This is a genomic window from Nocardiopsis sp. CNZ308 (genome assembly GCF_004217075.1).
Window position 1 is genome coordinate 2217750 of sequence record NZ_SHKJ01000001.1, and the last position, 15172, is coordinate 2232921.

13 protein-coding genes are annotated in these 15172 nt (G+C 73.2%); 3 read left to right on the plus strand and 10 right to left on the minus strand.

The window, feature by feature from the left end; translation table 11 throughout:
* Nucleotides 1-43: 43 nt before the first annotated feature.
* Nucleotides 44-745: a GntR family transcriptional regulator gene (locus EV372_RS09565; protein ID WP_130398844.1), complete on the minus strand. Its 702-nt coding sequence runs from the start codon at nucleotides 743-745 to the stop codon at nucleotides 44-46.
* Nucleotides 746-860: 115 nt separating this feature from the next.
* Between EV372_RS09565 and EV372_RS09570 the strand changes: the two genes are divergently transcribed.
* Nucleotides 861-2027, plus strand: a complete 1167-nt coding sequence (locus EV372_RS09570) for an enolase C-terminal domain-like protein (protein WP_130395722.1) — start codon at nucleotides 861-863, stop codon at nucleotides 2025-2027.
* A gap of 274 nt (nucleotides 2028-2301) precedes the next feature.
* Nucleotides 2302-3981: an SLC13 family permease gene (locus tag EV372_RS09575; RefSeq protein WP_130395723.1), complete on the plus strand. Its 1680-nt coding sequence runs from the start codon at nucleotides 2302-2304 to the stop codon at nucleotides 3979-3981.
* Nucleotides 3982-4047: 66 nt separating this feature from the next.
* Here the strand turns inward: EV372_RS09575 and EV372_RS09580 are convergent, their stop codons facing one another.
* The 5 genes from EV372_RS09580 to EV372_RS09600 form a co-directional block, all read right to left on the minus strand.
* Entirely contained in the window at nucleotides 4048-5112 is a 1065-nt protein-coding gene (locus EV372_RS09580) for a HEAT repeat domain-containing protein (RefSeq protein ID WP_130395724.1), read from the minus strand.
* The gene (locus EV372_RS09585) at nucleotides 5106-5888 is read right to left on the minus strand and encodes a HEAT repeat domain-containing protein (protein WP_130395725.1); all 783 of its coding nucleotides are present in this window, start codon (nucleotides 5886-5888) and stop codon (nucleotides 5106-5108) included. The genes EV372_RS09580 and EV372_RS09585 overlap by 7 nt, the downstream gene beginning before the upstream one ends.
* A gap of 209 nt (nucleotides 5889-6097) precedes the next feature.
* A complete protein-coding gene (locus EV372_RS09590; protein WP_130395726.1) occupies nucleotides 6098-6757 on the minus strand; it encodes a response regulator in 660 nt (219 codons plus the stop codon).
* A complete protein-coding gene (locus EV372_RS09595; RefSeq protein WP_130395727.1) occupies nucleotides 6754-7917 on the minus strand; it encodes a sensor histidine kinase in 1164 nt (387 codons plus the stop codon). Before EV372_RS09595 ends, EV372_RS09590 begins: the two co-directional genes overlap by 4 nt.
* The gene (locus EV372_RS09600; protein WP_130395728.1) at nucleotides 7914-8750 is read right to left on the minus strand and encodes a CPBP family intramembrane glutamic endopeptidase; all 837 of its coding nucleotides are present in this window, start codon (nucleotides 8748-8750) and stop codon (nucleotides 7914-7916) included. Before EV372_RS09600 ends, EV372_RS09595 begins: the two co-directional genes overlap by 4 nt.
* A gap of 515 nt (nucleotides 8751-9265) precedes the next feature.
* Between EV372_RS09600 and EV372_RS09605 the strand changes: the two genes are divergently transcribed.
* Nucleotides 9266-10183, plus strand: a complete 918-nt coding sequence (locus EV372_RS09605; RefSeq protein WP_130395729.1) for an alpha/beta fold hydrolase — start codon at nucleotides 9266-9268, stop codon at nucleotides 10181-10183.
* A gap of 240 nt (nucleotides 10184-10423) precedes the next feature.
* On the opposite strand, the gene EV372_RS09610 is transcribed toward EV372_RS09605, so the two are convergent.
* The 4 genes from EV372_RS09610 to EV372_RS09625 form a co-directional block, all read right to left on the minus strand.
* Nucleotides 10424-11248: an SDR family NAD(P)-dependent oxidoreductase gene (locus EV372_RS09610; RefSeq protein ID WP_130395730.1), complete on the minus strand. Its 825-nt coding sequence runs from the start codon at nucleotides 11246-11248 to the stop codon at nucleotides 10424-10426.
* A 13-nt stretch (nucleotides 11249-11261) separates the two neighbouring features.
* A complete protein-coding gene (locus EV372_RS09615; protein WP_130395731.1) occupies nucleotides 11262-12584 on the minus strand; it encodes an MFS transporter in 1323 nt (440 codons plus the stop codon).
* A 221-nt stretch (nucleotides 12585-12805) separates the two neighbouring features.
* On the minus strand, nucleotides 12806-14284 hold the full coding sequence (locus EV372_RS09620) for an FAD-dependent oxidoreductase (protein ID WP_130395732.1): 1479 nt from the start codon (nucleotides 14282-14284) through the stop codon (nucleotides 12806-12808).
* Nucleotides 14277-15110, minus strand: a complete 834-nt coding sequence (locus EV372_RS09625; RefSeq protein ID WP_130395733.1) for an SDR family NAD(P)-dependent oxidoreductase — start codon at nucleotides 15108-15110, stop codon at nucleotides 14277-14279. The genes EV372_RS09620 and EV372_RS09625 overlap by 8 nt, the downstream gene beginning before the upstream one ends.
* Nucleotides 15111-15172: the final 62 nt, after the last annotated feature.

A 15172-nucleotide genomic window follows, 5' to 3' on the forward strand; every position in this document is an offset into this window, starting at 1 on the left:
GGGCTTCCGGCAGCGGTGCGCGGGGTTGGTACTCCGGGCGGTCTCAGACCGAACGCCCGGCGATGGGGTGGTAGGCGCGCTCCCTGCCTTCGAGGGTGTCCGTGACCACGGCTCCGAGGCTGTTGCGGATGTGGGAGCGCACCAGTCCGGCCGCGGCGGCGCCGTCGCCGACGGCGACGAGCTCCAGGATCTCGTGGTGCTGGTTGAGGTCGAGGGTGCGCGGCTCGGCGCCCGCGGGCAGTTCCAGGCCGATCCGCCGGTACCGGTCGGCCTTGTCCCACAGGTCGTCCAGGAGCCTGGTCATCACGCTGTTGTGCGAGGCGGCGTAGATCGCCCGGTGGAAGGCCCGGTGCGCCGCGATGGCCTCCTCCCCCCAGGTACGGGTGACCGGCAGGAGTTCGTCGGCGGCCGCCCTCATCGCGGCGATGTCGCGTTCGGTGCGGCGCAGCGCGGCCAGCTCGGTGGCGGAGGGCTCCAGCGAGAAACGGGCCTCCAGCAGCTCGCGGGCCTCGGTGCCGCTCATGGGCGCCACCCGGACGTCCCGGTGGGTGTCCATCACGACCCAGTCCTCGCTGGCCAGGCGCCTGATCGCCTCGCGCAGGGGCGTGATGCTCATCCCCATCTCCTCCGCCAGTTCGTACTGCGACAGGCGTGAGCCCGGGGCCAGCTCACCGGAGGTGATGCGGCGGCGCAGCTCGGTGTAGGCCAGCCCGCCCTTGCTGGAGAAGACGTTCGCGCCGGTCATCGTGACCTCTCTCACCAGATTTCCGCTCACGGTCTTGTGACCCCCGTCTCGGCCAGTATAGGCTCCGCATAACTTATAAGGGTCTTATAAGACCAAGTTCGGCAGGAAGAGACCCATGCGAATCGTTTCCGCCCACGTCGGCACCATCCCGATCAGCTCGTCGATGCGCAACGCGTACATCGACTTCAGCAGGATGGACTGCACGATCCTGGCGCTGGTCAGTGACGTGGTGGTCGACGGCAAACCCCTGGTGGGTTACGGCTTCAACTCCAACGGCCGGTACAACGCCACGGCCATCCTGAACGAGCGGATGCTGCCGAGGCTGCGCGGCGCCGCCCCGGAGGATCTGCTGGACGGGAACGGCGAACTCTCACCCGCCCGGGCGTGGGACGTCATGATGCGCAACGAGAAGCCGGGCGGACACGGTGAACGCTCCGTCGCCGTCGGCGTGGTGGACATGGCGCTGCACGACCTCGCCGCCAAGGCCGCGGGGGTGCCGCTGTACCGGTGGATCTCCGACCACTACGGCGACGGCGACCCGGACGAGGACGTCTTCGTCTACGCCGCCGGCGGCTACTACGCGCCCGGCAAGACCCTGGAGGACCTCCAGGACGAGATGCGGGGCTTCCTCGACGCCGGGTACGAGATCGTCAAGATGAAGATCGGCGGCGCCGACCTGGCCGAGGACCTCCGGCGCATCGAGGCGGTCATCGACGTCCTGGACGGCGACGGGTCCCGGCTGATGGTGGACGTCAACGGCAAGTTCGACCTGCGGACCGCGCTGGAGTACGGCCGGGCCATCGACCGGTACGGCCTCTTCTGGTACGAGGAGGTCGGCGACCCGCTGGACTACGCCCTGAACGCGACGCTGTCGGAGGACTACCGCAACCCCATCGCGACCGGCGAGAACCTGTTCTCCCTCCAGGACGCCCGGAACCTGATCCGCTACGGCGGGATGCGCCCGGACCGCGACTTCGTCCAGGTCGACCCGGCGCTGAGCTACGGGCTGACGGAGTACCGCCGGGTCCTGGACATGCTCGCCCAGCACGGCTGGTCCTCCCGCCGGTGCGTCCCGCACGGCGGGCACCAGTTCTCGCTGCACATCGCCGCGGCCCTCAAGCTCGGCGGCAACGAGTCCTACCCCGGGGAGTTCCAGCCCACGGGCGGCTTCGCCGACGACGCGGTGGTCACCCGCGGTCGTGTGGCGCCGGGCGACCTCCCGGGCATCGGGCTCGAAGGCAAGGCGAAGTTCCACGAGGTCCTGCGGGGCCTGCACGGCTGACCTCCCGGGACGGGCGGCTCCCGCGACGGTCGCGGACACGGGAGCCGCCGCCCCCGGCCCCGCACACGGCCGCTCCGAGGCGGCGTGAACGGCCGTCCGGGCCACGGGCGCCGCCGACGGAGCCGGTGCCGCGACCGGCGACGGTTCCCCCTGTTTCCCTCGCGCGGTGCCCACGGCCGCGTTCCCTCGCGGCCGCTGTCGAACCGCGTACCCCCCGAACCGGCCCTTCGCCCCGCTCCGCGCCGGGCGGGAGACCGGAGATAGGTGCAGCACAATGGCAACCTCTTACCCGTACCCCCTGTGGGAGAGCCTGTGGGCGTCACACAGGGAGGTCAAAGGGCTCCTGACGTTCTCCAAGCGCGGGAGGTCGCGCCGGGCCGAGCCGACGGCCTCCGGCGGCGGCCCCTCCGCCGCCCATGACGGCCCCGAGGACGCGGGACCGGCCGCGGAGTCCGGCGGCCCCGGCCCCGGACCCGGCTACACGCCCGCGCGCGTCACCGGGCTGGTGCTCGGTCCGCTGCTGTTCGTGCTGACGCTCGTGTTCTTCGAACCCGAGGGGCTCTCGTCGGCGGGGCGGGCGGTCCTGGCCACCACCCTCTGGGTCGCGACCTGGTGGATCACCGAGGCGATACCCATCCCGGTCACGTCCCTGCTCCCGGTCGCGCTCCTGCCGCTGACCGGCGCGCTGGAGGGCGACGCCGTGGTCGCGGCGTACGGCAACGACATCATCTTCCTGTTCCTGGGAGGGTTCTCGCTCGCGATCGCGATGGAGAAGTGGAACCTCCACCAGCGCATCGCCCTCTCGATCGTCGCGGCGATCGGTACGAGTCCGCGCCGCATCGTCCTCGGCTTCATGGTCGCGACGGCCTTCCTGTCGATGTGGGTCTCCAACACGGCCGCCACGATGATGATGATCCCCGTCGGACTGGCGGTCGTGTACCAGGCCTCCCGTTCGCTGCGGGGCGGGGAGTTCGCCGACGACCTGCCCAGGTTCGAGAAGTCCGTCATCTTCGGCATCGGCTACGCGGCCACCATCGGCGGCCTCGGCACGCTCATCGGGACACCGCCGCTCGCCGTTCTCGCGGCGACCACCGGGGAGCTCTTCGGCGAGAGCGTCTCGTTCGGCGGGTGGATGGTGTTCGGGGTCCCGCTCGCCGCGCTCCTCCTCGCCCTCGCGTGGTTCTACCTGACGGGCGTCAAGCTCAGGGTCCGGTTCAGGCAGCTTCCCGGCGGCAGGGAGATCATCCGGGAGGAGAGGAGGTCCCTCGGCCGGATGTCCGCCCAGGAGAAGCTCGTGCTCGGCGTCTTCCTCGGCACGGCCTTCATGTGGGTGACCCGGTCGTTCCTCTGGGAGGGCCTCCTCCCGGGGATCAGCGACGGGGTGATCGCGATCGTCGCGACGGTGGTCCTGTTCACGCTGCCGACCCGCGGTGTCCGGGAGAGGAGGATCCTCCAGTGGGAGGACTCCAAGAGGATCCCCTGGGGGATCCTCCTGCTGTTCGGCGGCGGGCTGGCCATCGCCGCGGGGTTCGTCGACACCGGCCTCTCCGCGTGGATCGGCGAGCAGCTGCGCGTACTCGACGGGGTCGACGTGATCCTGACCATCGTCATCGCCACCGCGCTCGTGCTGTTCCTGACGGAGATCACCTCGAACGCCGCGACGGCGACGATGATCCTCCCGGTCATGGCGGCCCTCGCGGTCTCCCTGGACATCCACCCGTACGCGCTGATGGTCCCCTGCGCGATGGCCGCGAACTGCGCGTTCATGCTCCCCGTGGGCACCCCTCCGAACGCGATCATGTTCGGCACCGGCAGGGTGACGATCATGGAGATGGTCAGGAGCGGGTTCTGGCTGAACGTCATCGCCCTCGCCTTCGTGATCGCGGGGACGCTGTTCCTGCTGCCGCCGTTGTGGGGGATCGACCTGATGACCCTTCCCGCCGGATTCCGGTGAGGGGTGCGTCCGGTTCCGGCGGAGCGCCTCTGGAACCGGACGCGCCGGCGTCCCGGCGGCGCGCCCTCAGGAGTCCCCGTCGGCCCGGTCCTCCCCTTCTCCCAAGGACCGGTCCTCCTCGCGGGACCGCTCCCGGAGGGTTCCGGCGAGGGCCGAGGCGACGAGGGCGACGGAGCGGTCCTCGTCCCGGGTCAGTCGGTCCAGGATCCCGCGCACGGCGGCTCCCCCGATCTCGACCAGCGCCTGGACGAGACGGATCCGTGTCGCGGAGTCCGCGTCGGGTGCGGCGAGTTCGTCGGTCAGGGCGGTCGTGATCCGGTCCGCGCACCCGGGGTCCCGGGACAGCCCCGCCAGCGCCTCCGCCGCCTCCACGTCCCTGGAGCCGTCGACCACCATGCCGACCAGCGCGGGTACGGCCTCGGCCGCGCCGTACCCGCCCAGGGCCAGGGCGGCGTGCCCGCGCACCACGGGGTCCGGATCCCCGAGGGCGTCCGCGAGCACCGCGGTGACGCCCGGGGCCTCGGGCATCCCGGCGACCGCCAGCACCGCGCGCCGCCGGACGTCGGTGTCCTCCGACCGCGCACCGGCTGCCAGGGTCGCCACGCCGTCGCCGCCCGACCGGGCGAGCGCCCAGCGCAGGGCGCCCGCGACGTGGGGGTCGGATTCGGTCAGGAGCGCCCCGGCCAGCAGTTCGGCGGAGGCCGACGCGTCCCCCGGCCGGGACAGGAGGGCCTGCTGTCTGCGCGCGGCGCTGGTCGCGTCGAGTTCCCGCATGAGTTCGACGACGCCCAGGACGTCCTGCCAGTCGGCGGGCTCCGACGCGTCGATCGCGCGGAGCCGATCGAGCAGTTCCCGTTCCCGGGCCAGGCGCTCCCGCGTCCACCGGATGAGGTCGTCCACCAGGGCGGACGGTGTGAAGGCCGGGTCCTCCAGCGCCCGCCCGATCTGCCTGAGCGAGAGCCCGAGGGTCCGCAGGCTCTCCACCTGGAAGATCCTGCGGACGTCCTCGTCGGAGTACTCGCGGTAGCCCCCGGCGGTGCGGCCCGTCGGCCTCACCAGCCCCAGGGCGTCGTAGTGGCGGAGCATCCGGGTGCTCACCCCGGAGCGGCGGGCCACCTCACCGATCAGCAATCCGCGTCCTCCGTGTCCTCGGCGGCCCCTGCCTTCCCGGAGTCCTCCGGCGCCCCGGTGTCCGCCGCCGCGACCGCGGCGGCGGCAGCGGCGGCTCGTTCAGGGCCGAGTGTGACCACGCGTCCGGCCTCCTCGACGGCGGCGTCGAAACCGCCCTCCGGGTCCTGCCGGAGCAGTTCGGTGGCACGGGCGTGCGCCGCCACCGCCGGGTCGGGGTCCTCCGCGGCCCTCTCCAGGGCGGGCACGACCACGTCGCCGAGGTCGACGAGGGCCCGGCTCAGGCTCAGCCGCACATCGCGGTCGCCGCGACCGAGCTGGAGGACCAGTTCACCGGCCAGGCCCCTCCTCTGCTCATCGTCGTCGGGCGCGAGGGCGACCGCGACGCGCCACGCGGTCCGCGCGACCTGGTCGTTGCCGTCGCGCAGCATGTCGCGGGTGATCCAGGACCACGTGCTCCTGTCGCCGATCTTGGAGAGCAGGTGCAGGGCCTGGCTGCGGGCCTGGGAGCGCTCGGAGTCGAGCTCCCGGCGGATCCGCGGCAGGGCGGTCTCCGCCGGGAGGCGGGTCAGCGCCCAGGACAGCATGTCCCGTACGAAGAAGTCGGGCTCGACCGCGCACCGCTCGACGAGCGGCTCCAGGAGCGAGGGGTCGGGGTTCGACCCGGCCGCCAGGGCCGCCTGGAGCCGGACCGACGTGTTCCCGGCGGACAGGGCGTCGGCGACGCGGGTGTTCTTCGGGGTCGTGTTGGCAGCGTTGATCGGGACCACCTCCTGCACCCGAGTGAAGACCCTGTCACCGTGTCAAGGTCAAGCCCGTGACCGGCGCGCGGGGAGGTCCGGCGGCCGAGGCACCGGTCCGGTCTCCCCGCACGGGCCGGGACGTCCGCCGCGCGTGCGCCCCGGCCCCGCCGCGGAGCGCGGGTCCGGGGTGTGCGGCCGTTCGCGGAGCCCGGCGCTCTCCCGCCGGTCAGGGTGTGCGCCGGGGGTCAGGTCACCAGCCCCTGCCGGTAGGCGTAGACCACGGCCTGGACGCGGTCGCGCAGGTCGAGTTTGGTCAGGATGCGCGAGACGAAGGTCTTCACGGTCTCCTGGCTGATGAACAGGCTCGCGGCGATCTCGCCGTTGGACAGGCCGTTGGCGATCAGGCGCAGGACCTCCAGCTCGCGGGGGGTCAGCCGGGCGTCGGCCGCGGCGGCGTCGGGGGGCCGGATCCGGGCGGCGTACCTGCCCACCAGCTGTCGCGTGACCTCGGGGTCCAGCAGGGCCGCGCCGGTGGACACGGTGCGGATGCCGTGCAGCAACTGGGCCGGTGGCGCGTCCTTGAGCAGGAACCCGCTGGCGCCCGCGCGCAGCGCCTCGTAGACGTACTCGTCGAGGTTGAACGTCGTGACCACCAGGACCTTGACGGGACGGTCCACCCCGGCCCCGGCCAGGCGCCGGGTGGCCTCGATGCCGTCGAGCACGGGCATGCGCACGTCCATCACCACGACGTCGGGGCGCAGCCGCTCGGCGAGTTCGACGGCGGCCCCGCCGTCGCCGCACTCGCCGGCGACCTCCAGGTCGGGTTGGGCGTCGATGATGGTGACGAGGCCGGTGCGGATCAGCACCTGGTCGTCGCAGACCAGGACCCGGATCGGCGCGCTCATGCCCGGTCGCCCACCGGGGCGTGCGCGGGGATGCGGGCGTGGACGGCGAATCCCCCGCCCTCGCGCGGGCCGGCGGTGAAGTCGCCGCCCAGGACCTCGACGCGTTCGCGCAGGCCGACCAGGCCCCGCCCGCTTCCGCCGGGGGAGACGCCCGGGGGCCCGGCGCGGTCGGTGCTGACGTTCACGGTGATCTCCTCGGGGCGGTGGCGCACCCGCACGGTGGTGGGGCTTCCGTGCGCGTACTTGAGGGCGTTGGTCAGGGCCTCCTGCACGACGCGGTGCGCGACGAGGTCGGCGCTGCCGCGCGAGGAGGCCGGGGTGCCCTCCTCGCTGAACTCCACCGGCTGCCCGGCCCGGCGCGTCTGCTCCACCACGGCGAGCAGTCCTTCGTCGGAGGCGGGGGCGGGGGTGGAGTGGTCGGGGTTGAGCAGGTCGAGCAGGTGGCGCAGGTCGGTGATGGCCCGCCTGCCTGTGTCGGTGACCGCGGTCAGGGTCTGGTCGAGCCGGTCGGGCGCGGAGGTCAGGTAGCGCGCCGACTCGGCCTGCACGACCATGGCGGTCACGTGGTGGGTCACGACGTCGTGGAGTTCGCGGGCGATGCGGGTGCGTTCGGCGGTGCGGGTGGCCTCGGCGACGAGGCGGCGGCGTTCGGCCTCGGCCATGCGGGTGGAGCGCAGCCACGCCCCGACCCCCCAGGCCAGGGCCAGCGCCCCGTAGAACGTCGCGTACCCGGCCGGGGTCTCGCCCGTTCCGAGCCGGTCCACCCCGACCGAGAGCGCCACGTAGGCGGCCGAGGCCACGAGCACGGTGGTCCACCGGTACCGGTGGACGTGGGCGCCGGCGCTCACCAGCGCGATGGGCAGCGCGGTGCCCGCGAACAGGTGGTAACCGTTCAGCTGGTCGAGGGCGAAGCCGCTCGCCACCAGGGCCAGGGTCAGGACCGGCCACCGCCGCCGCCCGGCCAGGGGCAGGCACTGGAGGGCGATGGCGACCAGGCCCAGGGCGTCCAGGGGGCGGTCCGCCACCCCGCCGAACTCGGTCCCCTGCCCGTGCAGCGACGGGATGAGCGAGGCGATCAGGAGCAGCAGCCCCAGGGGCAGGTCCCGGAGGGTGACGTCGAGTCGCTGCCACAGTTCGGGAAGCCGCCGGAGACTGGTCACTGGGGAAGTGTAGTGGTGGCGGCGGGCCGCTCGGAGCGCCCGCGGAAGGGGACGATCCGGTCGCGGCGGCGGGCGATCCACATGAGGACCACGGTGACGATGACGCAGAACACCACGGAGTACATGCTGCCTTCGGGGCCGAAGTCGCCGCCGGTGATGATCGCGGGGCCCGACATGGTGACGTCCAACAGCCCCTGGGGGGTGTCGCTGCCCGAGACCGCGGTGCTGAAGATGGCGGATCCGGCGATGTTCCAGCCGAAGTGCAGGCCGATGGGCAGCCACAGGCTGCGGGTGGCGATGTAGGCGGCGGTGAGCATGCCGCCGGCCTCGATGGCGATGGCGAGGGCGCCCCACAGGGTGGCGTGCGGGTTGATCAGGTGCACCAGGCCGAAGGCCAGGCCGGTCAGTGTGAGGGCGATCCAGCTGCCGGTGCGCTCCTCGATGATGCGGAACAGCACGCCGCGCCACATCAGCTCCTCGGTCACCGCGACGGCGGCCATGAAGCCGACCAGTCCCAGGGCGCCCATCGGAGAGCCCAGGCCGTGGACCTCGTAGCCGCCGAGGAAGACGATGTTGACGATGACCAGGGCGAACAGTCCGACGCCGAGGAGGGTGCCCCAGCTGGTGGAGGAGGCGGCGCCCTTCCAGTCCAGTTCGGTCACGGTGCGGCGCTCGGTGCGGCGCACCACCCACCGGTAGACGAACACCGAGGCCACGGCGACCAGGAGGCCCAGGACCAGGGCGACCAGGGGGACGTCCTGGAACGCCATGACTCCCTGTGCGCCGATGAAGGCGACCGCGGCGACGGCCAGGAGCTGCCAGACAAGTCTCATCGAAATTCCTTCGTTGGGGGTTTCGCGTCTGGGGGAAACGCTACGGAGCGGGGTGGTGCGCGGTCGTCACCGTGGAGAGGACACCTGCGCGTAGCTCGCACGGGGGACACGGGGCGCGGGGCGGGCCTTCGCCGGTCCCCTCCGGTGCGCGACCCGCGCCCGTCCGCGGCGGTCGGCGGTCTCCCGGAGGCGGCGGCGGGGCGCTTTCCGGTGCCGGGGGACGGCCGCACGGCCGGTGACGGGGCGCGTCGTCGCAGGTGAACGGGGCCCGGCCCCGTATGGAGGCGGGGCGGTGAGCCCGGTGCGGGCGAACGGGTGCCGCCCGCGGGGGCCGTCCCCCGCGGGAGCCACACACGGGTGTCCCACCGTGCGGTGATGACCCGGGCGCCGCCGTGTCCGTAGGTTCTTCCCCAGTCGCGGAGCCCCGGTCCACGGGAGCGGGGCCGGTGCCCTCTCCCCCGGCCCCGCGGCACCACTCGACGTCCCCCGCCCCGATTCCCTCGCTGGAGGCCCCGATGACGCGCACCATCCGCACGACCGCCCTGACCGCCCTGTGCCTGGCCGTGGCCGGGACCGGCCTCGTCGGGTGCTCCGACGTGCGGTCCGGTCTGGAGGAGGTGGGGTCCGGCCTGGAGTCGGCCGCGGAGGACGTGATGACCGACGGGGAGCTGTTCACCGGGACCAAGACGCTCGACGTCGAGGGCGGTTCCCTGAACGTCTCCTGCTCCGGCGCCCCGGCCGACGAACGGCCGGTCATCGTCCTCATGGCCGGGATGGGCGACGGCCTGGACACCATGGCCGGCCTCCAGGGGGCCCTGGGCGAGGGGGACCGGGTCTGCTCCTACGACCGGTTCGGAGAGGGAGAGAGCGACCAGCCGCCCGGCCCCCAGAGCGTCGCCGACGCCGGGCGGACCCTGACCGCCGTCCTGGACGACGTCGCCGGTGACGGCCCGGTCGTCCTGGTCGGCCACTCGCTGGGCGGGCTGATCGCCGCCCGCTACGCCCCCGACCACCAGGACCGGGTCAGGGGCCTGGTGCTGCTGGACGCCACGTCACCGACGATGCTGGACGACATCAACGAGGTGATCCCCGAGTCGGCCACCGGCCCGGGCGCCGAGGTGCGCGCGCAGAACCTGGCGGTGTTCCGGGGCGAGAACCCCGAGAGCATCGTCATCGACGGCGACGCGGAGGTCCGCTCGGCCGGGGACATCCCGACGGAGGTCATCCAGCACGGGGTCCAGTACCTCGGTGAGATCCCCGAGTACGGCGCCGAGCTGGAGCGCGTGTGGACCGAGGGGCAGGAGCGGTGGCTCCAGGTGTCCGCCGAAAGCCGACTCAGCACCGCCGAGGAGAGCGGCCACCACATCCACGTCGACCAGCCCGAGCTGGCCGTCGAGGCCGTCCGGCGCGTCACCGACCGGGCCGCCGCCTGACGGCGCCGCGCGGTGTGGGCGGGAACACGACGCGGGGTGCCGCGGGCGTAGTGCCCGGCGGTCCCGGAAGCGCCGCGGACCGCGCCAGCGCGAGAACCCCGGCGGCCCTGGGAACAGCGCGGACCCCAGGAGAGGCGCTGGCCCCGCGAGCGCCTGGAGTCACGGAAGGTCCCGCGCGCTCCGGGAACCGGGGAGGCGCACCTGGACGGTGGGCGCCTCCCCGGAGCCGTGTCCGGACACTCAGACGGGCCCCTCCCGCAGGCCCGAGGTGATCCGGTGGTAGAGGCCGCCGGAGGTCAGGCCGCCGTCGACGACCAGTTCGGCCCCCGTCACGTACCGGGAGGCCTCCGACAGCAGGAACAGCACCACGTCGGCGACCTCCCCGGGTTCGGCCACCCGGCCCGCGGGCACCGAGCGCAGGCTCTCCTCGACGAAGTCGTCGGTCCCCGAGCGCAGCAGCGGGGTGTCCACGAGCCCGGGGTGCAGGGAGTTCACCCGCACGCCCCAGGGCGCGAACTCCAGAGCGCCCACCTTGCTCAGGCCGCGCACGCCCCACTTGCTCGCGCCGTAGGAGGCGGAGAAGTAGCCGGTCATCCCGGCGATGGAGGACACGTTGACCACCGACGCCGAGCCCGACGCGCGCAGCAGCGGGGCCATGGACCGCATTCCGTAGAACACGCTGGACAGGTTGACGTCCAGCACGCGGCGCCAGTCCTCGTCCGTGGTGTCGGCGATCCCGAAGCGGTGGCTGACCCCGGCGTTGTTGACCAGCCCGTCCAGGCGTCCGCCGTCCTCCTCCGCGATCCGGTCGCGCAGGCGCGCCCAGCCGTCCGGGTCGGCGGCGTCCAGGCGGGCGAACCGCGCCGTCGCGCCCAGCTCACCGACCTCCCGGGCCGTGTCCTCGCCCCGCTCCGCGTCCAGGTCCGCCACCCAGACCCGGGCGCCCTCGCGTCCCAGTGCCAGGGCCTCGGCCCTGCCCATGCCGCCCGCGGCGCCCGTCACCAGGACGACGCGCCCGGCCAGTCCGTGTCCGGCTCCGCCGCTCGTCGCGTCCGCTGTCCGCATGTGCCTTCTCCTCTCAGTCGATCGGCAGTTCGGTGCCGCGCGTCTCGGTGACGAACAGGACGGTCACCAGGGTCACCAGGGCGGTGAGGACGAAGTAGCCCGCGGGCGCCAGCGGTTGGCCGGTGGCGCTGATCAGCCAGGTCGCGACGAAGGGCGCGGTGCCGCCCAGGAGCGTGTTGGTGACGTTGTTGCCGAGCGCGATCCCGCTGTAGCGGGTGGACGCGCTCAGCATCTCGGCGTAGGTGACGAACGAGGCGCCGTTGACGACCGAGACGCACACGAACAGCACCGTCTGACCCACGATCGCGGCCCAGGCCGGACCGGCGGACATCATCATGAACATCGGGAAGCCCAGGAGCGTGGCCCCGACGCTGCCGATGAGGATGACCTTCTTGCGGCCGATGGTGTCGGCCAGGTAGCCCGAGAGCGGCAGCGTGGCGGCGCCGACGACCATGGCGACCGAGGTCGAGGCGAAGGCCAGCTGGGCGGAGTGCCCGGCGGTGGTCTGGAGGTAGGTGGCCGCGTACACCGAGACGATGTAGTAGCCGCCGGTGATCACCGCGCCCAGGCCGATGATCTTCAGCACGGACCGCCAGTTGGTGACCAGCAGGGTCCGGATCGGCATGCGCTCGGTCTCGCCCTTGTCCTCCAGCTGCTTGAACTGCGGGGTGTCGTCCAGGTGGCTGCGGATGTAGAGGCCGATGACGCCGATGGGCAGGCTGAGCAGGAACGGCAGGCGCCACGCCCAGTCCAGCATCTGCTGCTCGGTGAAGACCATGGTGAAGGTGAGCGCCACCAGGGAGGCGAACAGCGAGCCGAAGTAGGTGCCCGAGTTGACCAGGGAGGTCTGGGTGGCCCGCCAACGGGCCGGGGCGGACTCGGTCACGAAGGCGTTGGCGCCGCTGAGTTCGCCGCCCGCGGCGAAGCCCTGGACGCAGCGGCACAGGACCAGCAGGACGGTCGCCCAGACGCCGAGCGTGTAGTAGTTGGGCAGCACGCCGATGGCCGCGGTGGCCAGGACCATCAGCAGGATGGTCCAGGACAGGGCCCGCTTGCGCCCGTAGCGGTCCCCGATGTGGCCGAAGAGGATGCCGCCGGGCACGCGCATGAAGAACGCGACGGCGAACGCGGCGAACGTGCCCAGCAGGGCCGCCGTCGGGTCCTCCGAGACGAAGAAGAGCATCGCCACGAACGTGGCCATGTAGCCGTAGATGCCGAAGTCGTAGTACTCGACGACGGTGCCGATGACCGCCGCGCGGATGACCTTGATCCGCGACTGGAAGCCCGCCTCCGGGGCCGGTGCGGGTCCGGACGCCGACTGCTGGTGGAGTGACATGCTGCCTCCCTGGGGAGAGGGTCGGATCGGTGTGTGCGCCGCCCGATCCCGTGGTCGTGGGGGATGGCGGGGGGCCGGGGCGCGTGCTGTCGACTGCCGAGGGGGCGGTGAGAGCCGTGCGCCGAGGGGGCCGCGTGAAGCGTCCGGTGCGGTGGGGCGGAAGGTGCGGGGCGGGTCGCCTCAGGACACCCGCCCCGAGGCGTGTCCGGTGGCGCCGCCCGTCACGCGGCGGGTTGCGTCGGCCTGGCGGATCCTCTCCGCGCGCCCGCCGCTCCCCTCCCGGCGATGCGGCCCATGGTGAGGGCGTTGGCGACCGCGTTGCCGCCGCCGACGTAGCGGGGGCCGAGGACTCCGGCGCCCGCCTCGCCCGCGGCGAAGAGCCCGGGGACCGCGGTCCCGGTGCGGTCGCGCACGGCGGCGGCGGAGTCGATCTCCAGACCGGCGTGCGTGCAGACGATCTCGGCCGGGAGCACGCGGGCCGCGTAGTACGGGGCGGTGTCCAGGGGCTCGGGGTCGGCCTGCGCCCCCTTGCCGCGCAGGGTCAGGTGGCGCAGGAAGTCCGGGTCCCGCCCGTTCGGCAACCGGGAGTTCCAGGTCCGCACCGTGGTGAGCAGAGCGGCCTCGGGCACCCCCATGAGGGCGGCCAGTTCCTCCAGGGTGTCGGCGCGCAGGGTGCGGCCCGCGTCGGCCTCCTCGGTGACGCGTCCGGGCGTCCAGTCCGCGTACCCGGGGGGCAGCGAGGCCCGGGCGCGGTCGTCGAACACGCACCACGCGGAGCCGCCCTGGGCGTCGATGATGCCGGTGGAGACGGCGTAGGAGGCGTCCTCGTCCATGAATCGGCGCCCGGCCCCGTTGACGTACACGCGCGAGAGCGGCGGGAACCCCGACTGCCAGTGGTGCTGGCGCTGGAAGTAGACGGTGGGCATCCGCAGCCCCCAGCCCGCGCCGGTCACGGAGGCCCCCACCTGTTCGGCGAAGCGCAGGTGGTCGCCCCGGCTGCCGGGCGCGGCCACGACGAACGCGTGCTCGCCCGCCTCCAGGGCGTCCGGGTAGTACTCCTTGAGCAGTTCGGGGTCCCGCGCCAGGCCTCCGGTGGCGACCACCACGGCGTTCGCGCGGACGGTGACGCCGTCGGCGACGACGCCGCGCACCCGGCCGTCCTCGAACAGCAGGTGCCGTACCCGGGTGTTGAGCACGGTCTCGACCCCGAGGCGGCGGCAGGCCGCGGCGAGCACCTGGACCAGCCCGAGGCCCTGGTCGGCGGGGACGTGGGCGCGCCAGACGTCCTCGACCCCGGCCCGGGTCAGGCCGGGCATGTGCGCGTTGGTGGAGGTCCGGGCCGGGAACCCGGCGCCCAGTCCGATGAGCCACTCCAGGGTGGGTCCGGCGTTCTCGCAGAAGGCGCGGACCAGCCCGGGTTCGAGCATCCACTGGTTGAGGTCCATGTAGTGCTGGTAGAAGCGTTCGGCGCTGTCCTCCACGCCCGCGCCGCGCTGGACGCTGGTCGCGGCGGCGGTGAAGAGCCCCGCCGAGAGCTGGGTGGAGCCGCCCAGTTCGGACTCGGACTCGAACAGCAGGACGCGCGCGCCCTCCTCGGCGGCGGTGACGGCCGCGGCGAGCCCGGCTCCTCCCCCGCCGATGACGACGACGTCGGCGGTCTCCTCGTCCTCGTGGTCGTGCCGGCCGACGTGCTCAGACATGGCGGGAACCCCCGTCGACGGCGATGCTGTGCCCGGTCACGTAGCGGCTGCTGTCGGAGAGCAGGAAGAGCAGGACGCCGACGACCTCCTCGGGGGAGCCGACCCGGTGCAGCGGCACGTTGTCCAGGGCGGCGGCCAGGGCCTCGGGGTCGTCCTGGAGCCAGCGCGTCATCTCGGTGTCGATGAAGCCGGGGGCGATGGAGTTGACGCGCAGCCCCCTGTCGCCCAGCTCGACGGCGAGGGACTCGGTCAGGTGGGCGACGGCGGCCTTGGACGCGCAGTAGGCGGCGCGGCCCCGGCGCACGCGCACCGCCGACACCGAGGACATGTTGACGATGACGCCGCCGGGCCGCATGCGGCGGGCGGCGGCCTGGGCGCCGTGCAGGACCCCCTGGACGTTGACGTCGAGGACGGCGGACATCTGCTCGGCGGTGATCTCGCCGACGGTGGCGTACGGGAAGACCCCGGCGTTGTTGACCCAGTAGTCGAGGGAGCCGAACTCGTCGACGGCGGCGCGGGCGAGGTCGTCGTGCTGCTCGGGCACGACCACGTCGACGCGGCGGGGGGCGACCCGGCCGGGCCTCTCGTGCAGGGCGCCGTCGGCCAGGTCGCGGTTGATCTCGTCGGCGACCCGCTTCATGTCGACGTCGTTGATGTCGGCCGCGACGACGTTGACGCCGCGGGTGGCCAGGGCGGCGGCGAAGCTGCGGCCCATGCCGCGCGCCGCCCCGGTGACGACCGCGGTGCGGCCGGCCATCTCGGGGTGGACGGCCTCCATCACGCGGTGGACGACGCGGGCGGGGCCGGTGCCCTCGTGCTGGGTCATGGTGTGCGGCCTTTCCTTGGGTGGGACGGGACCGGGGTGGCGGGTCCCGGTCTGGCGGGGAC